This is a genomic window from Acinetobacter bohemicus ANC 3994, assembly GCF_000367925.1.
Lineage (GTDB): Bacteria > Pseudomonadota > Gammaproteobacteria > Pseudomonadales > Moraxellaceae > Acinetobacter > Acinetobacter bohemicus.
In genome coordinates, this window is sequence record NZ_KB849164.1 from 646,024 (window position 1) to 668,368 (window position 22,345).

The window sequence follows — 22,345 nt, forward strand, 5'->3', positions numbered from 1 at the left end:
ACATAACAATGATCAACGACGATCAAAACACAAAGACTTCTCTTGACCTTGCTCAGATTCGTGAGGATATTGACTCAGTTGATCAGCAGATTCAACAGCTTATCAACCGCCGAGCAAAATTGGCAGAAGCAGTAGCAAAAGCAAAGTTTGCTTCTGAAGAGAATCCAATGTTTTACCGTCCTGAACGTGAAGCGCAAGTTTTGCGTAATGTTATGGAGCGCAATGAGGGGCCATTATCTGATGTGACCATGGCGCGTCTATTTCGTGAAATCATGTCGGCTTGTCTTGCACTTGAAGCACCACAAAGCATTGCATTTTTAGGTCCAGTCGGTACTTATACCCATTCAGCTGTGCTGAAGCACTTTGGTCAGGATGCGATTGTTCGTCCACTTCCAACCATTGATGAAGTATTTCGTGAAGTGGAAGCGGGAAGTGCACATTATGGTTTGGTGCCCGTGGAGAACTCTTCTGAAGGCGTGGTCAACCATACTTTAGATTGTTTTAAGTCATCGCATTTAAATGTGATTGGTGAAGTTGAATTGCGTATTCATCACCAATTTTTAGTCTCTGCAAATACCCGTAAAGACAGCATTAAACAAATTTATGCACATCAACAAACTTTGGCGCAATGTCGCAAATGGTTAGATGCGCATTATCCGGGTGTAGAGCGCGTTGCTTTAAGTTCAAATGCTGAAGCGGCACGTCGAATTCGTACTGAATGGCATTCAGCAGCAATTGCATCTGATGTTGCTGCCAATATTTATGACTTAGAAATTCTACATGGCAATATTGAAGATAACCCGGAAAATACCACACGTTTCTTGGTGATTGGTCGTGAAAAAGTACCGCAAAGCGGCAATGATAAAACCTCATTACTGATTTCAGCACATGATCGTGCCGGTGCATTGCTTGAAATTCTTGCACCTTTTGCAAAACATCATATTAGCTTAACCAGTATTGAAACCCGTCCTGCATTACCTGAAAAATGGGCTTATGTATTCTTCATTGACTTAGAAGGTCATGTCGAGCAAGACAATGTCAAAGCGGCAATTGAAGAAATTCGTCCGTTGGTGAAAGAAGTTCGAGTATTAGGTTCATATCCGATCGCGGTATTGTAAATCACTATTTGGTGGTTAATTTTAACTTGAAGTTAACCACTTTTATCACTTGAAATAATTGGAAGAGTAACATGTCGTTTGTCCCTGCCAATGAAGGCATCTCAAAGTTAAAACCTTATCAACCGGGTAAGCCAATTAGTGAGCTTGAGCGTGAGTTAGGGATTACTGATATCGTCAAATTGGCATCGAATGAAAATCCATTGGGCTGTTCTGATCAGGTCAAACAAGCAGTGGCTGCTGAGTTGGCTGAAATTGGTCGTTATCCTGACGGTGGCGGTTTTATTTTAAAAGATCAAATTTGTGCGCAATTTGGCGTGACTGCTGACTGTATTACTTTGGGTAATGGTTCAAACGACTTATTAGAAATGTTTGCTCGTGCATTCGTTTCTTCAAGCGATTCTGTGGTGTATAGCCAACATGCATTTGCTGTTTATGCTTTAGTGACGCAAGCAATTAATGCACAAGCGATTGAAGTCCCAGCAAAAGGCTTTGCACATGATTTAGATGCCATGGCTGCTGCAATTCAAGACAATACTAAACTCATTTTTATTGCCAATCCCAATAACCCAACGGGGACTTGGTTTGAAGAAGCTGAATTTGAAGCATTTATGCAGAAAGTACCTGCAAGTGTGATTGTGGTACTGGATGAAGCGTATGTGGAATATTTTCCAGAAAATTTCAATAGCTTAAAATTTTTAGCACAATATCCAAACATCATCGTTAGCCGTACATTGTCTAAATGTTATGGTTTGGCAGCCCTGCGTGTGGGTTTTGCATTGGCATCGAAACAAGTCACTGATTTTTTAAATCGTATTCGTCAGCCCTTTAATGTGAATCATCTTGCTATGGTGGCTGCTGTTGCTGCACTAAAAGATGAAGACTTTATTGAGCAATCACGTATTGTCAATAAAGCAGGTATGAATCAATTAGAGCAAGGTTTTCAGTCGCTTGGCTTAGACTATGTGGCATCACGTGCGAACTTTATTTTGGTTGATGTTCAGGCTGATGCTGCACAAACGTTCAATGCCTTGTTAAAAGAAGGGGTGATTGTACGTCCAGTCGGAATTGCAAATCATCTGCGTGTGTCGATTGGTACTGAAACTGAAAATGCTAAATTCCTTAGCGCACTTGCGAAGGTACTTGATTTAGCAAGCAATACTGTAGAGGGAAAAGCTTAAGTGATGTCCAAGCCTCTATTTGAAAAAGTTGCATTTATTGGACTTGGGTTGATTGGTTCAAGTCTAGCGCGTGTGATGATTGCTGAAAATTTAGCAAAGCAAATTGTTGCATCAACACGTTCGCAAAAAACATTGGATGATGCGAAAGCACTTGGATTGATTCAAGCGGGCTATAGCAATCCTGTTGATGCTGTTCAAGGTGCCGATTTAGTCGTTTTAGCCTTACCTGTTCGTGCGACAGAAAAAGTACTGGAAATGATTAAGCCTTATCTTGCTGCGACCACCATCATCACTGATGTTGGTAGCACCAAAGGCAATGTGGTAGATGCTGCAAAGGCGGTATATGGTGAAAATTTACCAGAAGGTTTTGTACCGGGGCATCCGATTGCTGGGGCTGAACATACAGGCGTACATGCCGGTAAGGTCGATTTGTTTGCCAATCATAAAGTCATTTTGACGCCTTTACCGACCAGTGCCGATTGGGCGGTGGAAAAACTGACACAATTGTGGCAAGCGGCTAAAGCTGACGTGATTTGTATGGATGTCGATAAACACGATGAAGTCCTTGCACATACCAGTCATCTGCCACATTTGATGGCATTTAACTTGGTCGAGCAGCTTGCCAATCGTGAAGATAATTTCGATATCTTTCGTTATGCAGCAGGTGGTTTTCGTGACTTTTCACGCATAGCTGCCAGTGATCCGCAAATGTGGCATGACATCTTTTTTGCCAATAAGAAAGCGATTTTAAATGCAGTCGATGGCTTCGAAAAGCAACTCGCAATATTACGTAAACTGATTGAAGATGAAAACTCACAGGCATTAATGGGGGTGTTGGGGCATGCACAGGCTGCACGACAACACTTCAATCACATGCTCGCCAAACAACCTTTGATGGAGAAAAATAAAGTGACACAACAATTTACCATTTTGCCAGGTTCTCAAAATTTCCAAGGTAAATTTACCGTGCCTGGTGACAAATCTGTGTCACATCGCTCCATCATGTTTGGTGCGATTGCAGAAGGCACAACCCATGTTACAGGTTTCTTGGAAGGTGAAGATGCGCTGGCAACTTTGCAAGCTTTCCGTGATATGGGCGTGAGTATTGAAGGGCCAAAAAATGGTGAAGTCACTATTCATGGTGTCGGTATCAATGGCTTAAAAGCGCCTGCAAGTGCCTTATATATGGGGAACTCGGGTACATCAATGCGTCTACTTTCAGGTATGTTGTCTGCGCAAAAATTTGATTCAGTCATGACCGGCGATGCGTCATTGTCTAAACGTCCAATGGAACGTATTGCCAAACCTTTACGTGAAATGGGTGCACAAATTCAAACCACGGGTGAACGTGGTACGCCACCAGTATCGATTACAGGGAATCAAAACCTTCAAGGTATTCATTACGATTTGCCGATGGCATCTGCACAAGTGAAATCAGGCATTTTACTGGCGGGTCTTTGGGCCAGCGGTGAAACATCAGTGACGGAACCAGAACCAACACGTGACCATACAGAGCGTATGTTGCGTGCATTTGGTTATGAAGTAAAAACTGAAGGCAATCGCATTTCATTACAAGGTGGCGGTAAGCTCATTGCGACTGAAATTCAGGTGCCATCAGATATTTCATCTGCCGCATTCTTTATGGTGGGTGCTGCCATTACTGAAGGTTCAGACGTGACTTTAGAGGCTGTTGGAATTAACCCAACGCGTACGGGCGTGATTGAAATCTTGAAACAAATGGGTGCGGACTTGACCGTTGAAAACGAACGTATTGCAGGTGGTGAACCGATTGCAGACATTCGTATCAAAGGCTCTCGTACGCTTAAAGGCATTCATATGCCTGAAGATCAAGTGCCATTGGCCATTGATGAATTTCCAGCGCTCTTTATTGCCGCAGCATGTGCCGAAGGTCAAACGATTTTAACGGGTGCTGCGGAACTTCGCGTCAAAGAATCTGATCGTATTCAAGTCATGGCAGATGGTTTAAAAACTATGGGTATTGACTGCACACCAACGGATGATGGCATCATTATTGAAGGTAAGGGGAAGTCAGGCGATTGGTCTACAATCTTCACGGGTGGTGAAATTGAATCGCATCATGATCACCGTATTGCGATGAGTTTTAGTATGGCCGGTTTGCGTACTTCGGGCGCAATTAAAATTGTCGGTACAGAAACGGTGGCAACCAGTTTCCCTACTTTCACTGAGCTTGCAAATCAAGCCGGTTTAGCGATACAAGTCAGTGAATAATTAGTCTAGTTTTGTACATTTGTTAGACAACAGCCAAGCTTTTGCTTGGCTGTTTTGTTTTTATTGCTTATTCTAAAACCATACAATAAGAATGCCTTTGGATATATCGATGAGAAAATTACAATTTACAGCAAACTGTGAAAAACATAATCATGCTGCATTGCAGAGCAGTGATCGTCATGTGACTCAGGAATATGTTGCAGATCTTTTGTCTAAAGAATTAGGCGAATATGGTTTTCAGACCTTGTCACAAAGTGGTGACCATGTTGCTGTCAGTGTAGATAATCATTCCTTGCCGCTGTCCATTACTTGCCAAGGGCATGATCAGGGTGGTCATTTGGTCTGTGAAATTACATCATATCCTGATGAAGATCAGGACTGGTTAGACCGCATTACAGAGCAGAGCTTGCTGAATCAATTGGCACAAGCCGTTGAAAATACATTAAAACAAGATGAAGCTTTTAGCGAGTTTGAGTGGAAGGGTTAGCCTTAGCAAAAAGGTAGGCTTGAAGTTTGGAAGGGCAGATATTGCTGACACCGATATCGGCTACTTTTGAATTTGAAATAATTTTTGAATTTGAAATGATCAGGGCTTGTTGACCTTGTATAAATAGCCTGAGCTGCGAAAAACAGTGCTGTGTTCGCAGCTCAGGATTTTTATTTTATTCCACACGTAACCAAGTCTGACTGCGACCTACGGCTGATACTCCCATATATCCGCGAAGAAATAATTTTTTGCCATTGGTACTGATTTTGCCTTTAAGACGGTAAAATTTTCCAGAAACAGGATCAATGATTTTCCCATTTGTGTAATTAATTTGATCTTCTGTTTTTAATCCAGAAATCACCTGCATACCTATGATGGGTTTGTTGGTATAGGGTGCAGGGCAATTGGTACAAAACTCTTTCGGTGTATAGCCGACACGTGGTGTTGATTTGAGCGCTGTACCTGCATATGTACCATCGGCCTGTTGCTCAATTTTGACTAACCCTTTAGCTTCACCGGTTTTATCGTCTATATAACGCCATGTGCCGACAATATTTTGTGCAATGGCTGAAGAGCTCAATAAAGCGATGCAAATTATCCCAAAAATAGTTTTCATAATATCCTTCTAACTATTAAAAATGTTTCCGAACATCTTAAGCCGTACTTGGCTAACTATTTGATTGTATAGTTTTTAGATTTTCAAATGAAGTGCAAAATAATTCATTTTGGAAAGGGGAATCTAGAGCATTTGTTATTTCGTGCAACCTATACAGCGTATGGCAAAGATAAAGTAATGAAAATATGCATGGCTTAGTTTGCTAGTACATTGCCAAAGGCAGCGACTTTTAACATGAGCCTAATCATAGATTGAACTATCGCTCAAAAAAAGACTCGGATTTATGAGTCCGAGTCAGGTGTTATTGAAAGAGCATAGTGTTGAACTTTAAATGCTAATCTAAGGTATTATAATAAAATTATAAATAACAATTAATTATATAATGGCTTCAAAAATATCTTTTTGTATTGCAGTTTTTTTATTTTTTCTATCATGGTGCTTGCCTGCTTATGAGGGAATAATAGGTGTTGGGGTGATGCTTACTGCATTTGCTTATCATTTTATGATTTTACCTATATTTATTGTCTTTCCTGTTTGGGCAAACCTTACATTCTTATTTACCCTTAAGTATTATATAAAATCTTCACCTGCTAGTGATCTCGGTTCAATCTATGCCGCTGTCACTTTCGCATTAATGTTTATTGGTGTAGCAATGTCACTGAATAAATTGAATGTGGGTGCGCTGGTATGGTTGGCATCATCTATTTTTTTAATGTGCGCTTTTACCCTTAAAAAAATTTCTGAAATATACGCAAGAATAATTTTAGTTGCTGTTATAAGCATTTTCACTTTCTTGGCTATTCAACTGTATTTATACACTGTAGATGAAGCAAAATTTCAAACTACGCAGAGTCAAGAGTTGGGTTTAAAGCGTTATTTATTTCGTGGCAAAGACAGTGACTTTAATGTGCCTGCTTTGACTCAGGTATCACAAAATCACAGTACACGAATTTTAAATCGTGAAAAGGTAGATGATCAAGCACGTGATATGATCACTTTAATAGGAGAAACTATTGAAGTTGATTTTAATAATGTGATTAGTGTACCGACTTTTAGTCATAAGCAAGCCTCATGTGAATTAGAACCTAATCAACAACATACCTTACTTTATCCAATTCAGTATCTTGAAAAAGGGTATTATTGGCGGAAATATTTCAATTCTGGTGCTGTAGCAATTGGAATACCAACGCAACAAAAAGCGACCATCCTATATCATGCAACAAATCTTGATTCGAATTACACGCAAATAAAAATCATACGTAAAGTAGATCAACATGTGTTATACGAACAAAGGCTTGTGACACAGGCTGAATATACTGGATGTCATTATGAGCCACGAGGCTATGCCAGTGAATTAAATACAGCTTTTGAGTTGGGGCTTAATCCATTTGAAATCAAAAATAATGGGTTTATACCACATGGGAAATTTAAAACCAATGAAGTATTAGTGGCTGGTTGCTCTTGGAAAAAAGAAACACATAATCGTTTTCAATTTGAAAATAAGAAAATTAATTTTTTAGATCAACAAGTGCTTCAGCCGCAGTTATTATGCTCGGATCATTATATTGCTGTTGCTTCGGTGGAGAAAAGAGGAGTGACACAGTTAGAAACTGGACTCAATCTAAAGATGTTTCAACGAGAAGACTTACAACCTATTGAATGTGGCACTTTGCGTTATTTATTATCGGAATCCCAAATACAGGCATTTTATGAGGGTGGCTTAATGATGACGCAGGTAACAGTCTTAGAGGAAAGACCAACACATGCAGAGTGTCCGAAAGTAGAGTTACGTTTAAGTGATGGATTTGTAGATACAGATTACAATTATTTGAGTAAAAGTAATTAAGCTAGAAAAGGATCATCAGATGATGATCCTTTTCTAATTCTTATGAAGTTGTTAAAAAACGAGAAATCGCAATACGCAATTGTTTTAAATAGCCCGTAAAGAAATGGTTTGCATTAGGCAAAATGGTCAATAGGTGACGTTGAGGTTTTGCCCAAGTAATTAAGTCTGACAATAAAGTGACTTCATCACCTTCACCATGAATAAATAAAATATCACCCTTAATTTCAGGGGTCACATAATGACGTAAACCTGCAACGGTTGCAGTAGGTAAGCCACATAAAATCAATTGCTTAGGTTTTATTTCGTCAGGTAGTGCATGATAACTTTTAGCCATCACATGTGCTCCAAAACTAAAGCCACCAGCATAAAAAGGCAGGCTAATATGTTTGGAACGCATCTGTTTAATTACTTCTAGAGTATCATCAGTTTCACCAAAGCCTTCATCATGCACACCAATGCTTTGACCTGAACCACGGAAACTAGGACGGTATACAATACAACCGCGCTCAAGAAACATTTGAGCAAGAAGGGTTGGCACTTTATGCTGTGGTGTGCCGCCTTGTAATGGATGAGGGTGACATACAACCGCGAATCCTTTCACTTCACCCTGTGGATAATCAACAAAAACTTCAATTTGACCGACAGGACCTTGAATGAAAATTTGCTCGGACATATTACAACCGACTAATAATAGGAGAATAGCGTATTTTACCGATAATGTTCAGTAAAAACACAAATTGGAAATAAAATAAGTCTACTGTTATAGTCTGTTTAATTATTTTTTGATCAGGTTGTCCATGCTCGCCTTAATTTCTCCTGCTAAGACTTTAGATTATGAATCTGCACTTCCTACCGATTTGCATACTCTACCAAGATTGCTGGAACATTCACAACAACTTATAGACGTAAGTCGTAAACTGTCTGCTACAGATATCGCCAATTTAATGAGCGTGAGTGAAAAAATTGCCAAATTGAATGTAGAGCGCTTCCATGATTGGCAATCAGACTTTAATTTTTCGAATGCACGTCAGGCTTTATTTGCGTTTAAAGGTGATGTTTATACCGGTTTAGATGCTTACAATTTAAATGATCAAAAACTTGAATATGCACAAAAGCATTTACGGATGTTATCTGGATTATATGGTGTATTACGTCCGTTGGATTTGATGATGCCATATCGTTTAGAAATGGGCACAAAATTACACAATTCACATGGTCATAATTTATATGAATTTTGGGGCGATAAAATTACCAATTTAATTAATGATGATTTGGAACAAGCCAATTCAGAATTATTGGTCAATATTGCTTCGGATGAATACTATAAATCAGTCATCGAGCGTAAGCTTAAAGCTGAAATTATTAAGCCTGTGTTTTTAGATCAAAAAAATGGCAAATATAAAGTCATTAGCTTTTATGCTAAAAAAGCCCGTGGTCTGATGGCTCGATACATTATTGAAAATCAGTTGAGTAAAGTTGAAGACTTAAAATCATTTAATAGCGATGGTTATTATTTTGATGCTAACAGTTCACTTCAGGGTGAGTTGGTGTTTAAACGTGATGAAAAAGCAGCTTAATTTAGTTTTTTAAAGGCAAAAATCCTGACATTGTTCAGGATTTTTTCTTTGTCTGAAATATAAAGTTTTAAATTTCATGAACTGCTTGAGAAGCATTAAAGCTAAAAAGAATCTTTTAAGCATCATAGAAATAAAAGCGGAGTTGCTCAACAGTCATGTCATTTTAGAATGATCATCTTCTGTTACAGTCTCTTTTATGATTAGCTTTAATGGATATTAAAATATTTAGAAAATGTGTCTTGCATCACCTTTTCATGTTGTTTTTTGTTATCATAATGAAAAGTTTTTAAAATAATAAAATTATATTATGAAAAAATTACTCATTCTAATCTTCATTCTTGTTGTTGTGCTATTGGGATATTATGTTTACCAAGATGCTGAACGTAAAAAAAAGAATGAAGTTGATCAGTTGATTTATGATGCTCATCATTCACTCAGTGTAATAGATTCTAATCCTAATCTTTTTATTCACCATACTGGAAGTAAAGACGTAAATACAAAGCCTTTGGTTCAATTGGTGAGTCAGTCCGATAAACACTAGACGATTAATTTAGTTGACTAAATTAATATCTTATTGAATTTTAATTAAAAATAAATTTTAGAAACAATAAAAAATCATTGTGTTATAATTTGCCCCGACCATATTTGAATCATATTTTTTATTAAATAAGTATTTGATTTTTTTGAATTAAGTGAGCTGCATAAAAGTTATGCGGCTTTTTTGTTTACAATTTTTGTCATTTGGCTCTTTAGGCCCTAATGAAGAATTGTTCAATATACTTGTTTTAAATGAAAATATTGGCATATCCATTGCTTAGACATCTACAAAATTAATGGTGATTGGTATTAGACGGATCATTAATTTTGTAGCGTGCTGACCGCATAAAGTTTACTTACAGGGGTGAAGTCATGACGACTCCTAGTCCATCTTCAGAGAATATGCTTGAACGCTTATTTAAGTTGAGCGAAAACAAAACCAATTTTCGCACCGAAGTTCTTGCTGGTGTAACTACTTTTTTAACAATGTGTTACATCATTATTGTTAATCCAATGATTTTATCCGAAACGGGGATGGATCATGGCGCTGTGTTTGTAGCAACCTGTCTTGCAGCCGCAATTGGTTGTTTGGTTATGGGGCTTGTTGCAAATTATCCAATTGCACTGGCACCGGGTATGGGGCTAAATGCTTACTTTACCTATTCTGTGTGTATGGGTATGGGCGTGCCTTGGCAAACTGCACTTGCCGCTGTGTTTGTATCAGGCTTGGTGTTTATTTTCATCAGTATGTTTAAAATCCGAGAGGCAATTGTCAATGCAATCCCAATGTCATTAAAACTGGCAATTGGTGGTGGTATTGGTCTTTTTCTTGCTTTGGTTGCACTCAAAAATGCCGGTATTATTGTTGCTAACCCTGCAACTTTAGTGGGTTTAGGCGATTTAAAACAACCTTCGGTGATCCTTGCCTTGCTTGGTTTCCTCATGGTTGTGGTCATGCATCAGTTTAAAGTGCGTGGTGCAATTATTATTAGTATTTTGGCGGTGACGGCTATTTCAACAGCATTGGGTTATAACCAATTCCATGGTGTTGTGGGGCAAGTGCCATCAATTGCACCAACATTTATGCAAATGGATTTTGAAGGTTTATTCACTGCAAGTTTGGTCGGGGTAATCTTTGTCTTCTTCTTGGTTGATTTGTTTGACTCAACAGGAACATTGGTTGGTGTATCACACCGTGCCGGCTTATTGAAAGATGGTAAATTACCACGTTTGAAAAAAGCACTTTTTGCAGACTCAACTGCAATTGTTGCTGGTGCAGCTTTGGGTACGTCTTCAACTACGCCTTATATTGAATCATCTGCTGGTGTTGCCGCGGGTGGTCGTACAGGTTTAACGGCTGTCGTTGTTGGCATTATGTTCTTGTTATGCCTCTTTTTAGCACCACTTGCGCAATCCGTGCCAGGTTTTGCTACAGCGCCTGCATTGTTATTTGTTGGGGTGTTAATGATTCAAGGTATTGTTCATATTGAATGGGATGATATCACTGAAGCGGTTCCTGCCTTTTTAACCATCGTATTTATGCCATTCACCTATTCAATTGCAGATGGTATTGCAATGGGTTTCATTAGCTATGCGCTGATTAAACTATTCACTGGTAAAGCGAAAACTGTACCTTATATGGTGTGGATTGTTGCCGTACTTTGGGCATTAAAATTCGTATTATTTGGTGGTTAATTTTCCAAATTTATAGTACAGCGTGTTGAACTTGCATTTATAAATGTGCCACACGCTTCAGGGTGTAAACTCAAGTTTGCACCTTTTTTTATTTTTAAGGATTAGGATATGAATAGACTTGAGCTCATCCGTGCTTTGCCAAAAGCAGAATTACATGTACATATTGAAGGGACGTTTGAGCCTGAGTTGATGTTTGAAATAGCTCAACGTAATCAAATTGATATTCCTTATAAGTCGGTTGAAGAAGTAAAACAGGCCTATAATTTTCATAATCTACAATCTTTTCTTGATATTTATTATGCGGGTGCGAATGTTTTAGTACTCGAACAGGATTTTTATGATTTAGCATGGGCATATTTTGAAAAATGTCATGCTGATCATGTGACGCACACAGAAATGTTCTTTGACCCGCAAACTCATACTGATCGTGGTGTGGCATTTGCAACTGTATTCAATGGTTTACAACGTGCTTGTGATGATGCAAAAGCTAAATTGGGTATTAGCTCGCATTTAATCATGTGTTTCTTGCGTCATTTAAGTGAAGAAGCGGCATTTAAAACCTTAGAACAAGCACTACCATTTAAAGATCAGATTATTGCGGTCGGTTTGGATTCTAGTGAAGTGGGGCATCCACCTGCCAAGTTTGAACGTGTTTTTGCCAAAGCTCGTGAAGCGGGTTTCTTGGTGGTGGCACATGCGGGTGAAGAAGGTCCGGCTGAATATGTTTGGGAAGCCTTGGATTTACTTAAAGTAAATCGTATTGACCACGGTGTGCGTTCAGAAGAAGATCCTGAATTGATGCAGCGTTTAATTCGCGAAAAGATGCCTTTAACGGTGTGTCCTTTAAGCAATTTAAAGCTCTGTGTGGTTGATGATATGGCACAGCACAATATCCGTCGTTTATTACAACAAGGTGTGCATGTCACGGTAAATTCAGATGATCCATCTTATTTTGGTGGATACATGAATGATAATTTTATTGCCATTGCTGAAGCTCTAGATTTATCCAATGATGAACTGAAACACTTGGCTAAAAATTCGTTTGAGGCTTCTTTTATTTCTGAAGCTGAAAAACAAAAATGGACACAGCAAATCGATGCTTTAGCATAATTCATATTTGTCTATGTGCTGTTTTATTTGGCGGATTAATCGATTGATCCGCTAAATTATGAAGGTTAAAAATTAGGTTTGATGGTGAAAAAGCGTCTTTGTTGGGTGTTGGCCGCGTGTTTGGTGATTGGTTCGATGTCGGTTTTTGCGACCAATCAGGATCATTCTTTAACACAAAAAATGTTAAAGCCAGTATTGGAACAAAGTTGTAAAAGTGAATTAAATGATTCAAAAATTTGGCAATCGGCTGCATTTTTTATGAGTGTAGAACGCCAAACGGGTGTACAAAAACAAATCTGTGCTTGTGTGAGCGATCATGCACTGAATAATATTTCAGCCAAAGACTTGGCCTTGGCATCAGTCAGTGAATCTGCGAAAAATAGCCTGATTAAACAAGCGGTATTGAATAGTGTGAAGGGCTGTGCTCAAGAAGCGCTTAACTAAGTTTTAGCTGTAAAAAAGCCACATCGGTGTATGCCTGATGTGGCTTTTTTGATGTTGGGCTTTAATGACTTATTTATCTTGTCGAGTCATACTGCGTAAAATATTATCTTTGTCGATAAAATGATGTTTTAACGCTGCTGCGATATGACCGATGACCAGAAAACCAGCAAACCAAGATAAATAAATATGAACTGGTTTAACGATCTCTAAAATATCGGGATTGTCTTGAACCAGACGAGGTATTTCAAATAAATATAAAACGGGTGCAGGATGCCCAGCACTCCAGCTAAACAAACAACCTGTAATCGGTAATGCCAACAACATTAAATATAAGGCCAAATGTCCAAGATGTGCCAAGACTTTCATCATCGGTGACATGCTGTCTGGGAGCTGCGGAGCAGGATGGGTATAGCGCCAAAACAAACGAATCAACACAAGGAATATGATGGTTGTCGCGATATTTTTATGCAGGGTAATAACTTGACCTTTAAAGCTACCATCAACATCATAGCTTAGAAAATTGCCACTATAGAAACCAATCAACCATGCTGCAATGAAAATGATGGCCATGAGCCAATGTAGCATTTGTGCTGTGCGCGTATAGTATTGTGAAGTGCGTTGCATGTTGTACCAACATGTGATTTTTAGTTTAACTATGCTAATCAAATTACAGTCATTTAAAAACCTTGAATATAGAACAAAGCGTATAATTCTTGAAACGCTGAAAGCTGTATCATTTTTAGTCAGATAGTCGGGATGCTTGGAATTGCAACGAAATATAGATTTCTTCTGCATCAAAGATTCTGCAAAATACGCGCAATCTATTTTAAAACTTAGGATATTGAACTGTGAAAAAATTAATTGCTGTGCTTGTGCCTCTAACTTTAGCTTTAACCGCTTGTGTTTCAACGAACACAACAACTGGTACAGCAGGCATGCAATCAACAACTCAGCAACTGGGCAATACGGCACTTAAAATTGCCATTAATGCAAAATGTACAACAGAGTTAAATAATACGGCTGCATGGCAAACAGCAACGAAATTGATGACAGCAACGCAAAAACAAAATATTCAGTCTGAAATTTGTGGTTGTGTCAGTGAAAAAGCACCACAAAGCGTAACGGCTGTAGATTTGGCAACCGCAGCGATTGATCCAGCAGCACGTAACACGATTGTTACAAATGCAGTGACTAAAACGATTAATGCTTGTGTCGCTGAAGCAGTGAAATAATTGTTAGTAAAGAAGGGTCTGTTGATATTTCAGCCATGCATTGCGTTATTGGCTAAAACAACGCAAACAAGGCATGAAATGCAGACAATGGCGACCCCCTTGTTAAATTTCATAACGAAGTTTGGGGAAGTTTTAGTGATAACCCTGAGCAAGACTAAAGCACTGCTTTGGTCGTAGCGCAAGGCGAAGTACGAGGACAGGGACATTTTTGCCGCTACTACGTTATGTTTTACTCATTTAGAATAACTAAATTTCGCGAAACATGCCTTGCATTGTCTAAAAATGTCCTCTGTCGCAAGCATCTGTGAAATATCAACAGACCCTCATAATGAGGCTGACGTGTTCAGCCTCTTTTTTTTATAGGTAGATGAAGTGATGAAAATTGCTGGTGTAGATGAAGCGGGGCGTGGCCCACTCGTCGGTTCTGTGGTTGCTGCTGCGGTTATTTTAGATCCCAATAATCCAATTGAAGGTTTAAATGACTCTAAAAAACTTTCTGAAAAGAAACGTGAAAAATTATTTGTAGAAATACAAGAAAAAGCATTGGCTTGGGCAATTGCTGAAGCAAGTCATACAGAAATTGATGAAATTAATATTCTTCAAGCATCCTTGTTGGCAATGCACCGTGCTGTGGAAGCTTTAAATATTTCACCTGATCATGTGTTGGTAGATGGAAATAAAGTCCCACAAGGCTTAGCCATGAGCTGTGATGCGATAGTTGGTGGGGATGCCTTGCATGCGGAAATTTCAGCTGCCAGTATTTTGGCGAAAGTAACCCGAGACCGCGATATGGTTGAGCTTGATGTGCAATATCCACAATTTGGATTTGCGAAACACAAAGGCTATCCAACCAAAGCACATTTTGAAGCGATTGCAGAACATGGTGTGATTGATCAACACCGCCGTAGTTATGCACCTGTAAAAAAAGCATTAGCTTTGCTTGAACAAAACTAAGCTTTAGATAAATTTAAAGCGGCTTAGAAAAGCCGCTTTAGGGGAAAACATTTAATGTTTAACGATTAAAGTTATTCTGGGTATTCTGTGTAAAATTATCTTCTTCAAACGAAGGTTGATAATCTTGATCGAGATGTTGAAGATGTTCGTGCATAGCGCGTTCATGTTGAATACGTTGGTAAATTTCTTCACGGTGAACTGATACTTCTTTTGGAGCATTTACACCAATACGAACTTGATTTCCTTTAACCCCAAGTACAGTTACACTGACTTGGTCCCCAATCATTAATGTTTCTCCGACACGTCTAGTCAGAATCAGCATGTTTATCTCCTTGCAAAATGCTAAACCTGCAATTGATCTAAAATGAACAAAACACAACCTTAAATATCAAAAGAAAACTTTAACAAAGCAATGTCAGGAACATTACCCAAGATGCAGTTTTGTTAAAATTTTCTTAAAACCTTAGGGCTAATATAACAGAGCCACTATAAGAAAAACTATAGTGGCTCGGCTTTTTTGTGTTGTTTTTCAAAAACTGTCTAACAATGACAATTTTTGTTAGCTGCAAATTAGGCGCGTACGCTTGATTCGCCATGCTCTCGGTCTAAACCGAAAGCAGTATGTAGTGTGCGAACTGCAAGTTCTAAATAGTTTTCTTCAATGATCACAGAAATCTTAATTTCTGAAGTCGAAATCATTAAAATGTTAATGCCTTCTTCAGCTAGGGCAGTAAACATTTTGCTTGCAACACCCGCATGTGAACGCATACCTACACCCACGATTGACACTTTGACAATATCATCACGGGTTGCGACTTCACGTGCACCAATTTTTTGTGCTGTGTCTTCTAGAATGGCTGTGGCTTTTTTCAATTCACCGCGATTCACCGTGAAAGTGAAATCAGTTGTACCATCTTCTTCAACATTTTGGATAATCATATCCACTTCAATGTTGGCATCACCAATTGGGCATAAAATTTTAGAGGCAATACCTGGTTCATCAGGTACACCTAGAATGGTTAATTTTGCTTCGTCACGGTTAAATGCGATACCAGAGATAATTGGCTGTTCCATGTTGTCTTCCAATTCAGTAGTAATAAGAGTGCCGACGTTTTGTTTAAAGTCTTCGTCAAATGCGCCATCATTGTCATTATCAAAGCTTGATAATACACGCAAAGGCACTTGATACTTGCCTGCAAATTCAACTGAACGAATTTGAAGAACTTTAGAACCCAAAGATGCCATTTCAAGCATTTCTTCAAAAGAAATACGATCTACTTTTTTCGCTTTAGGTGCAACACGTGGATCGGTGGTATAAACACCGTCTACATCTGTGTAGATTTGGCACTCATCTGCTTTTAGTGCAGCAGCAATTGCAACACCTGAAGTATCTGAACCGCCACGTCCTAGAGTCGTGGTGTTACCAAGTTCATCAAAACCTTGGAAACCAGCAACAACGAGTACACGTCCAGCATCTAAATGATCAGTTAAAACGTCAGTATCAATTGCTTCGATACGCGCTTTGGTGAATGCACTGTCAGTTTTAATGCCAACTTGGCGACCTGTTAGAGATTTAGCTTCAACGCCAATAGAATTAAGCGCCATCGCTAACATGGAAATCGTTACCTGTTCCCCAGTAGAAACCATTTGGTCGAGTTCACGTGGATCAGGGGTTTCGGTAATGGCTTTCGCTAAAGCAAGTAGGCGATTGGTTTCGCCACTCATGGCTGAGACAACCACTACAACCTTGTGACCGTGGTCATGCCAACGCTTTACACGACGAGCAACATTTAAAATGCGCTCGGGAGTACCCATTGAGGTACCGCCATATTTTTGAACGATTAATGCCATAGTTGTTCCATAAAAGCCATGATCCTGAATTACCTTTTCAGGATCAGTTACACAAAAAGTGAAGTCTTATTTTGCTTCAAGCCAAGCAGTTAAACCTGCTATCACTGATGCAAACTTCTCGTTAAGTGGCGCGCCACCTTGTGCCAAGTCAGGTTTACCACCACCTTTACCACCAAGTTCAGTGGCTAAGTGTTTGATAATGTCACCTGCTTTAATGTTTGCAGTGAAATCTTTTGCGACCGAAGCAAGAAGGCTGACTTTGTCGCCTTCAATCCCAGCAAGCACAATCACTGCATTGTCTAATTTAGATTTTACCCCATCATGTAAGTTACGTAGCGATTTCGCATCCATATCTTGCACGGTGGTGATTAGAGTCGAACGACCAGCAATGGTTTGAACTTGGCTTAAAAGTTCAGCTGCTTGCAAGTTCGCCAATTTTTGGTTCAGTTGTTCAATTTGTTTTTGCAATTGATGAGCTGCTTCAACCGTCGCTTCAACTTTTTCAACCGTTTGATCTTTTTGTGCTTTCAATAAGCCATTGATCTGTTGAATGTCTGCATCAGCTTTTTGAATCACTTCAACTGCTTTTGTACCTGTCACAGCTTCGATACGACGTACACCGGCTGCAACACCACCTTCAGAGGTGATTTTGAACAGACCGATATCACCCGTACGTTTGACGTGAATACCACCACATAGTTCAATCGAGAAGCTTTTCTCTTCAATCATTGAACCCATAGAAAGTACGCGAACTTCGTCACCATACTTTTCACCAAACAACATCATTGCGCCTTTTTCTTGCGCAGATTCGATGTCTAACAATTCGGTGGAAACGGCTGTATTGGCAATTACTTCAAGGTTTACAATGCGTTCAACCTGTTGTAGCTGTTCAAATGTCACCGGTTGGTCATTGGCAAAGTCGAAACGTAAGATATCGCTGGCAACCAATGAACCTTTTTGCTGTACATGAGCGCCGAGTACTTGACGAAGGGCTGAATGTAAAAGATGCGTTGCAGAGTGGTTACGCGCAGTGGCTTCACGAATATCGGCTTTTACAATTGCTTCAACAGACTGAGTGGCTTTTAAGCTACCTACAGTCACGATACCTTGATGGACAAAAGCACCACCAGATTTTTTAGTATCTTGAACTTCAAAAATACCCGTTTCATTTTTGAACAGGCCAGTATCACCGATTTGACCACCGCTTTCTGCATAGAAAGGCGTTTGGTTCAGTACGATCAGTGCTTCATCGCCTTCATTCACTTCATCAACTTGCTCGCCATCTTTATAGATCGCAATAATTTGACCTTGACCTTGGGTGGCATCATAACCGTCAAATTGAGTTTCGCCTTCAACATTGACAATGCTGTTGTAGTCGATTGCAAATTTACCCGCATCACGTGCGCGTTGACGTTGTGCCGCCATTTCAACTTCAAAGCCAGCTTCGTCAATCGTTAAATCACGTTCACGTGCAATATCAGCTGTTAAGTCAGCAGGGAAGCCGTAGGTATCGTAAAGTTTAAAGACAACTGCGCCTGGAATGACTGAACCTTTCAGGTTCGCAAGTTCGCCTTCAAGCAGTTTCAAACCTTGCTCAAGAGTTTTAGCAAACTGTTCTTCTTCTTTTAATAATAAAGCTTCAATACGTGCTTTATTTGCTGCAAGTTCTGGATAAGCAACACCCATTACATCAACAAGCGGTTGAAGCATTTTGTAGAAAAATGAACCTGTTGCACCGAGTTTATTACCATGACGTACTGCACGGCGGATAATACGACGCAGTACATAACCACGACCTTCATTGGATGGGTTTACGCCATCGGCAATCAGGAAGCAACATGAACGTGCATGGTCAGCAACCACTTTTAAAGACGCAGGGTAGTCAACAGGTGTGTTGTTTGCCGCAGCTTCAGCATCAATTGCAGTGGTATCAAGCTCAATAATTTGCGCAGCAGATTTAAGCAAGTTTTGGAACAAGTCGATTTCGTAGTTTGAGTTGACGTGTTGTAAAACCGCAGAAATACGTTCTAAGCCCATACCTGTATCTACAGATGGAGCAGGTAATGCATGTAATACGCCATCAGCAGTACGGTTAAACTGCATGAATACGTTGTTCCAGATTTCAATGAAACGGTCGCCATCTTCTTCAGGTGTGCCCGGTAAGCCACCCCAGATGTGGTCGCCATGATCAAAGAAAATTTCAGAACACGGGCCACAAGGACCAGTATCACCCATTGCCCAGAAGTTGTCAGATGCGTATTGACCGCCTTTATTATCACCAATACGGATAATACGGCTGGCATCTAAGCCAATTTCTTTGTTCCAGATGTCAAACGCTTCGTCATCGGTATGGTAAACAGTGGCATAGAGTTTATCTTTAGGCAGTGCTAACCATTCGTCGCCAGTCAGGAATTCCCATGCAAATTTGATCGCATCACGTTTAAAGTAATCGCCAAAAGAGAAGTTACCTAACATTTCGAAGAAAGTATGGTGACGTGCTGTATAACCGACGTTGTCTAAGTCGTTGTGTTTACCACCGGCACGTACACATTTTTGTGAAGATGTTGCACGAACATAATCACGTTTTTCCAAACCAAGGAAGCAGTCTTTAAACTGGTTCATCCCGGCATTGGTGAACAGTAAAGTCGGGTCGTTGGCGGGTACTAGTGAACTCGACGCGACACGTGTATGCCCTTGCGATTCAAAGTAACGCAAAAATGCTTCACGAATTTCAGCTGATGTCATAAAACGAGTACTCACAACCAAGTCACTCCATATATTTCGTATTGGCTAATAGCATAACCGAGCAGATTCATTTTTAAGAATAGCTGCCTCAGTACACTGGGCTTAAAATTTTAAAACGCCAAATTATAACGGAAAAAGCCGTATGCACCAATCACTTTAAGGTGAATTAATGACAATTCTATAGAATCGTTGTCCTGAGCTTTTTGATGTAAATCTAAGAGTTAATTGATCTAGAGCCGTTATCGTCAAAATTTAATGCACAGCTTGGTCAATGTTTTTAGCTTACTTTCTTTGATCCTGATTTGTGAAAAAATGGCATCAAAATTAAAGTCAGGGTGATTGGAGCGCAATATTCATCAATAGATGTGAAGAAATGGTATCGATATTCAGTCGAAATCCATTAACATATACAAGTATTTACATCTACCCAAGAGTTAAGGATATCTAATGCAACGAGTAGCCATTAATGGTTTCGGGCGAATTGGTCGCAATGTATTACGTGCTTGGTTTGAAAATCCTAAAGATTTTCATTTTGATATTGTAGCGATTAATGATGTTGCAGATGTAGAGACTTTAATTCATTTATTTAAATACGATACAACCCATGGGCGCTTTAAAGGTAAAGTTGAAGTGTTATGGGAAAATGAACAGATTTTTTTACATATTTCGGCGGGTTTGGCGCAATTAAAAGTCAAAGTCTTTTGCCAAGAAAATCCAGAATTATTGCCTTGGCATGATTTAAATATTGATGTTGTACTTGAATGTACAGGTTTGTTTCGTTCTCGTGAAGCTGCGACAAAACATATTACAGCAGGGGCGAAGCGGGTCATTATTGGCGCGGCTCCTTTTGATAGCGTAGATGCCGCGATTGTCTATGGTGTCAATCATCATGAAGTAAAAAGCACCGATCAAATTATTTCCAGCGTATCGTGTACCACACAAGCCTTGGTTCCACTGGTTAAAATCATTGATGATGCTTTTGGCATTGATACGGCACTCATGACTGAAATTCATGCCGTCACAGCAGATCAATCGGTATTGGATCATGCGCATCGTGATTTACGTCGTGCGCGTGCTTCGGGGCAAAATATTATTCCAACTACTTCCTCTGCTTTGGGGGCTTTGAAAAGTGTAATGCCAAAAATGGCAGATCGTATTGATGGTTATTCTATTCGTGTACCGACCATTAATGTGGCAGCCATCGACTTAACGTTTATTTCGCAATCACATATTACAGCGCATAAAATTAATGAAGTCTTGGTCAAGTCAGCACGTCATGATTATGCTGAAATTATGGATGTGACAGATGAGCCGTTGGTTTCATCAGACTTTAACCATTCTCCCTATTCTTTGGTGGTGGATCTGAATCAAACCATGGTGGTGGGACATCAAGCCAAAGTTTTTGCATGGTATGATAACGAATGGGGTTATGCCAATCGCTTGCTTGATTTGTGTGAATCCTTTACCTAATAAACACATAAAACAGAGGCAGGTCGAATATTCAACCGACCTCTGTTTCAAGCAAAATTATTCTTCTTCACTGATGTAGTTTGGATCGTTTAAGAAGCCTTCTTGAATTTCTTTCGGCATGTCTTTGTGCCACCATGCATAGATGGAGGATTGAATCTGTTGATCTTCATCGGGATCATTGAAGGGTTCATCGTCTTCACGAATAAGTTCATCGCCTTCAAATTTAAACCAAAATTCCCACGGGTCATCATCACCACAACCCCAAGCTTGTGTATGGATGTCAGGAACTAAGCTTTTTAAGAAGTTTAAAATGGCTTCCATAAATTCATCGCCAGATGAACCATGCACAAAGTGAGCAATCGAATATCCTTCAAAACGGTAAAGTGATTCTGGCCCTAAGTCATATTCAACCTGATCGATTTGATCAATCAGATCTTGGGCAAGTTCTTCACCTTCAGTCGGATTGATGGTGATCGCAATTTGTTTGAATATTTCAGCATTGCCCCGATGTTCTTGAAAGAGGCGATCTAATTTATTCATGATTTCTGGGTTAGGATGCTTAAAGTATAAGTTGCTGTGAAGTTCCATAGTGAGTGCAGACCCCGAGATGTCGAAAGCATAAAATGCGGATAAATAATGATTGTTTTTAACGGTTGTAAATGACAACTGAATATAGTGTTATTGATGAATAAAAATACAATGTATTGCGGTTATTTGGGAAGCATTTTTTGAATTAATCTGTTGGCTGTGTCATTGGTGATTTAGGAATTGGGTTGATAGATCAAAATAGTTGCTGAACTTAAACGAATTTTTGAAAATTTAGATGATTAATTGGTTATGATAGTGAATAACAACTAAATAAGATAAGAGAAATGCATATTATGTTGATATTTATCTGGGGTTTTATTCTACTTTTAGCAATCGCTGTGGTTTTTTTGATTTGGGTACAAATAAAGAATCAAACTGATGTATTGAGTGAAACTGAACTTAATCAAAAACTTGAAGAAAAAGTCATTCACTTAGAAGAAAACTTAAAAAAGACCTTGGAAATTATGCAGGACTTGGCCAAAAAAATGCATCTTCAGCAAGAAATGTTGGATAAAACCACGGTTAAATTAAGTCAGATCGAGTTAAAAAATGCTGAATTGGTTGGCTTGCTGGCAAAGGCGGTAAATTCGTCCGATAGACCATCACTCTAATTTCAGTTTTTAAACTTTAAATGATCTTAAGTCAGC

At 39.3% G+C, this 22,345-nt stretch carries 21 protein-coding genes; 14 read left to right on the plus strand and 7 right to left on the minus strand.

What is annotated here, in order from left to right:
- Window positions 1–8: 8 nt before the first annotated feature.
- The 4 genes from pheA to F994_RS02985 all read left to right on the plus strand — a co-directional run bounded on the left by pheA (window position 9) and on the right by F994_RS02985 (window position 5,033).
- On the plus strand, window positions 9–1,118 hold the full coding sequence (gene pheA / locus F994_RS02970; protein WP_004648580.1) for a prephenate dehydratase: 1,110 nt from the start codon (window positions 9–11) through the stop codon (window positions 1,116–1,118).
- A gap of 71 nt (window positions 1,119–1,189) precedes the next feature.
- On the plus strand, window positions 1,190–2,296 hold the full coding sequence (gene hisC, locus F994_RS02975) for a histidinol-phosphate transaminase (RefSeq protein ID WP_004648581.1): 1,107 nt from the start codon (window positions 1,190–1,192) through the stop codon (window positions 2,294–2,296).
- Window positions 2,297–2,299: 3 nt separating this feature from the next.
- On the plus strand, window positions 2,300–4,546 hold the full coding sequence (locus F994_RS02980) for a bifunctional prephenate dehydrogenase/3-phosphoshikimate 1-carboxyvinyltransferase (protein ID WP_004648583.1): 2,247 nt from the start codon (window positions 2,300–2,302) through the stop codon (window positions 4,544–4,546).
- A 109-nt stretch (window positions 4,547–4,655) separates the two neighbouring features.
- Window positions 4,656–5,033, plus strand: coding sequence for a hypothetical protein (locus tag F994_RS02985; RefSeq protein WP_004648584.1), 378 nt, complete (start codon window positions 4,656–4,658; stop codon window positions 5,031–5,033).
- 175 nt (window positions 5,034–5,208) lie between these two features.
- Here the strand turns inward: F994_RS02985 and F994_RS02990 are convergent, their stop codons facing one another.
- Window positions 5,209–5,649: a DUF2147 domain-containing protein gene (locus tag F994_RS02990; RefSeq protein ID WP_004648585.1), complete on the minus strand. Its 441-nt coding sequence runs from the start codon at window positions 5,647–5,649 to the stop codon at window positions 5,209–5,211.
- A 382-nt stretch (window positions 5,650–6,031) separates the two neighbouring features.
- Here F994_RS02990 and F994_RS02995 point away from each other — a divergent pair, with 382 nt between their 5' ends.
- Complete coding sequence (locus F994_RS02995; RefSeq protein ID WP_004648586.1) at window positions 6,032–7,495, plus strand: hypothetical protein; 1,464 nt, start codon at window positions 6,032–6,034, stop codon at window positions 7,493–7,495.
- A 40-nt stretch (window positions 7,496–7,535) separates the two neighbouring features.
- On the opposite strand, the gene F994_RS03000 is transcribed toward F994_RS02995, so the two are convergent.
- A complete protein-coding gene (locus tag F994_RS03000) occupies window positions 7,536–8,168 on the minus strand; it encodes an alpha/beta hydrolase (RefSeq protein ID WP_004648587.1) in 633 nt (210 codons plus the stop codon).
- Between the two features lie 124 nt (window positions 8,169–8,292).
- Here F994_RS03000 and yaaA point away from each other — a divergent pair, with 124 nt between their 5' ends.
- The 5 genes from yaaA to F994_RS03025 all read left to right on the plus strand — a co-directional run bounded on the left by yaaA (window position 8,293) and on the right by F994_RS03025 (window position 12,858).
- Window positions 8,293–9,072: a peroxide stress protein YaaA gene (gene yaaA / locus F994_RS03005; RefSeq protein ID WP_004648588.1), complete on the plus strand. Its 780-nt coding sequence runs from the start codon at window positions 8,293–8,295 to the stop codon at window positions 9,070–9,072.
- A gap of 307 nt (window positions 9,073–9,379) precedes the next feature.
- The gene (locus tag F994_RS03010) at window positions 9,380–9,613 is read left to right on the plus strand and encodes a hypothetical protein (RefSeq protein WP_004648590.1); all 234 of its coding nucleotides are present in this window, start codon (window positions 9,380–9,382) and stop codon (window positions 9,611–9,613) included.
- A 368-nt stretch (window positions 9,614–9,981) separates the two neighbouring features.
- Window positions 9,982–11,304, plus strand: a complete 1,323-nt coding sequence (locus tag F994_RS03015) for an NCS2 family permease (protein ID WP_004648591.1) — start codon at window positions 9,982–9,984, stop codon at window positions 11,302–11,304.
- A 108-nt stretch (window positions 11,305–11,412) separates the two neighbouring features.
- Window positions 11,413–12,414: an adenosine deaminase gene (locus tag F994_RS03020; RefSeq protein WP_004648592.1), complete on the plus strand. Its 1,002-nt coding sequence runs from the start codon at window positions 11,413–11,415 to the stop codon at window positions 12,412–12,414.
- An 81-nt stretch (window positions 12,415–12,495) separates the two neighbouring features.
- Complete coding sequence (locus tag F994_RS03025; protein ID WP_004648593.1) at window positions 12,496–12,858, plus strand: hypothetical protein; 363 nt, start codon at window positions 12,496–12,498, stop codon at window positions 12,856–12,858.
- A 69-nt stretch (window positions 12,859–12,927) separates the two neighbouring features.
- Here the strand turns inward: F994_RS03025 and F994_RS03030 are convergent, their stop codons facing one another.
- A complete protein-coding gene (locus tag F994_RS03030) occupies window positions 12,928–13,482 on the minus strand; it encodes a cytochrome b (RefSeq protein WP_004648594.1) in 555 nt (184 codons plus the stop codon).
- A 224-nt stretch (window positions 13,483–13,706) separates the two neighbouring features.
- On the opposite strand from F994_RS03030, the gene F994_RS03035 reads away from it, so the two are divergent.
- Together F994_RS03035 and rnhB are read left to right on the plus strand one after the other, a co-directional pair.
- Window positions 13,707–14,090 carry a hypothetical protein gene (locus F994_RS03035; protein ID WP_004648595.1) on the plus strand — a complete coding sequence of 128 codons (384 nt, stop codon included), beginning with the start codon at window positions 13,707–13,709 and terminating at the stop codon, window positions 14,088–14,090.
- 375 nt (window positions 14,091–14,465) lie between these two features.
- Window positions 14,466–15,044, plus strand: coding sequence for a ribonuclease HII (gene rnhB, locus F994_RS03040; RefSeq protein WP_004648596.1), 579 nt, complete (start codon window positions 14,466–14,468; stop codon window positions 15,042–15,044).
- A 58-nt stretch (window positions 15,045–15,102) separates the two neighbouring features.
- Here the strand turns inward: rnhB and csrA are convergent, their stop codons facing one another.
- The 3 genes from csrA to alaS all read right to left on the minus strand — a co-directional run bounded on the left by csrA (window position 15,103) and on the right by alaS (window position 19,655).
- On the minus strand, window positions 15,103–15,366 hold the full coding sequence (gene csrA / locus F994_RS03045) for a carbon storage regulator CsrA (protein ID WP_004648598.1): 264 nt from the start codon (window positions 15,364–15,366) through the stop codon (window positions 15,103–15,105).
- Between the two features lie 248 nt (window positions 15,367–15,614).
- The gene (locus F994_RS03050; RefSeq protein WP_004648599.1) at window positions 15,615–16,895 is read right to left on the minus strand and encodes an aspartate kinase; all 1,281 of its coding nucleotides are present in this window, start codon (window positions 16,893–16,895) and stop codon (window positions 15,615–15,617) included.
- A gap of 66 nt (window positions 16,896–16,961) precedes the next feature.
- Window positions 16,962–19,655 (minus strand): alanine--tRNA ligase, encoded by a 2,694-nt coding sequence (alaS, locus tag F994_RS03055; RefSeq protein WP_171065309.1) that lies wholly within the window; start codon window positions 19,653–19,655, stop codon window positions 16,962–16,964.
- Window positions 19,656–20,087: 432 nt separating this feature from the next.
- On the opposite strand from alaS, the gene F994_RS03060 reads away from it, so the two are divergent.
- Window positions 20,088–21,110: a type I glyceraldehyde-3-phosphate dehydrogenase gene (locus F994_RS03060; RefSeq protein ID WP_004648601.1), complete on the plus strand. Its 1,023-nt coding sequence runs from the start codon at window positions 20,088–20,090 to the stop codon at window positions 21,108–21,110.
- A 57-nt stretch (window positions 21,111–21,167) separates the two neighbouring features.
- Here the strand turns inward: F994_RS03060 and F994_RS03065 are convergent, their stop codons facing one another.
- Complete coding sequence (locus tag F994_RS03065) at window positions 21,168–21,698, minus strand: hypothetical protein (RefSeq protein WP_004648602.1); 531 nt, start codon at window positions 21,696–21,698, stop codon at window positions 21,168–21,170.
- A gap of 293 nt (window positions 21,699–21,991) precedes the next feature.
- On the opposite strand from F994_RS03065, the gene F994_RS03070 reads away from it, so the two are divergent.
- The gene (locus F994_RS03070; protein WP_004648604.1) at window positions 21,992–22,309 is read left to right on the plus strand and encodes a hypothetical protein; all 318 of its coding nucleotides are present in this window, start codon (window positions 21,992–21,994) and stop codon (window positions 22,307–22,309) included.
- Window positions 22,310–22,345 lie beyond the last annotated feature (36 nt).

Excerpts from the sequence above, each read along its gene's own strand:
- F994_RS03025 (WP_004648593.1), top strand. The coding sequence starts at position 12,496 with ATGGTGAAAAAGCGTCTTTGTTGGGTGTTGGCCGCGTGTTTGGTGATT.
- F994_RS03065 (WP_004648602.1), bottom strand. The coding sequence starts at position 21,698 with ATGGAACTTCACAGCAACTTATACTTTAAGCATCCTAACCCAGAAATC.
- F994_RS02990 (WP_004648585.1), bottom strand. The coding sequence starts at position 5,649 with ATGAAAACTATTTTTGGGATAATTTGCATCGCTTTATTGAGCTCTTCA.
- F994_RS02980 (WP_004648583.1), top strand. The coding sequence starts at position 2,300 with ATGTCCAAGCCTCTATTTGAAAAAGTTGCATTTATTGGACTTGGGTTG.
- rnhB (WP_004648596.1), top strand. The coding sequence starts at position 14,466 with ATGAAAATTGCTGGTGTAGATGAAGCGGGGCGTGGCCCACTCGTCGGT.
- F994_RS03000 (WP_004648587.1), bottom strand. The coding sequence starts at position 8,168 with ATGTCCGAGCAAATTTTCATTCAAGGTCCTGTCGGTCAAATTGAAGTT.
- F994_RS03060 (WP_004648601.1), top strand. The coding sequence starts at position 20,088 with ATGCAACGAGTAGCCATTAATGGTTTCGGGCGAATTGGTCGCAATGTA.
- F994_RS02985 (WP_004648584.1), top strand. The coding sequence starts at position 4,656 with ATGAGAAAATTACAATTTACAGCAAACTGTGAAAAACATAATCATGCT.
- F994_RS03050 (WP_004648599.1), bottom strand. The coding sequence starts at position 16,895 with ATGGCATTAATCGTTCAAAAATATGGCGGTACCTCAATGGGTACTCCC.
- pheA (WP_004648580.1), top strand. The coding sequence starts at position 9 with ATGATCAACGACGATCAAAACACAAAGACTTCTCTTGACCTTGCTCAG.
- F994_RS03030 (WP_004648594.1), bottom strand. The coding sequence starts at position 13,482 with ATGCAACGCACTTCACAATACTATACGCGCACAGCACAAATGCTACAT.
- F994_RS02995 (WP_004648586.1), top strand. The coding sequence starts at position 6,032 with ATGGCTTCAAAAATATCTTTTTGTATTGCAGTTTTTTTATTTTTTCTA.
- yaaA (WP_004648588.1), top strand. The coding sequence starts at position 8,293 with ATGCTCGCCTTAATTTCTCCTGCTAAGACTTTAGATTATGAATCTGCA.
- F994_RS03070 (WP_004648604.1), top strand. The coding sequence starts at position 21,992 with ATGTTGATATTTATCTGGGGTTTTATTCTACTTTTAGCAATCGCTGTG.
- F994_RS03010 (WP_004648590.1), top strand. The coding sequence starts at position 9,380 with ATGAAAAAATTACTCATTCTAATCTTCATTCTTGTTGTTGTGCTATTG.
- F994_RS03015 (WP_004648591.1), top strand. The coding sequence starts at position 9,982 with ATGACGACTCCTAGTCCATCTTCAGAGAATATGCTTGAACGCTTATTT.
- hisC (WP_004648581.1), top strand. The coding sequence starts at position 1,190 with ATGTCGTTTGTCCCTGCCAATGAAGGCATCTCAAAGTTAAAACCTTAT.
- csrA (WP_004648598.1), bottom strand. The coding sequence starts at position 15,366 with ATGCTGATTCTGACTAGACGTGTCGGAGAAACATTAATGATTGGGGAC.
- F994_RS03020 (WP_004648592.1), top strand. The coding sequence starts at position 11,413 with ATGAATAGACTTGAGCTCATCCGTGCTTTGCCAAAAGCAGAATTACAT.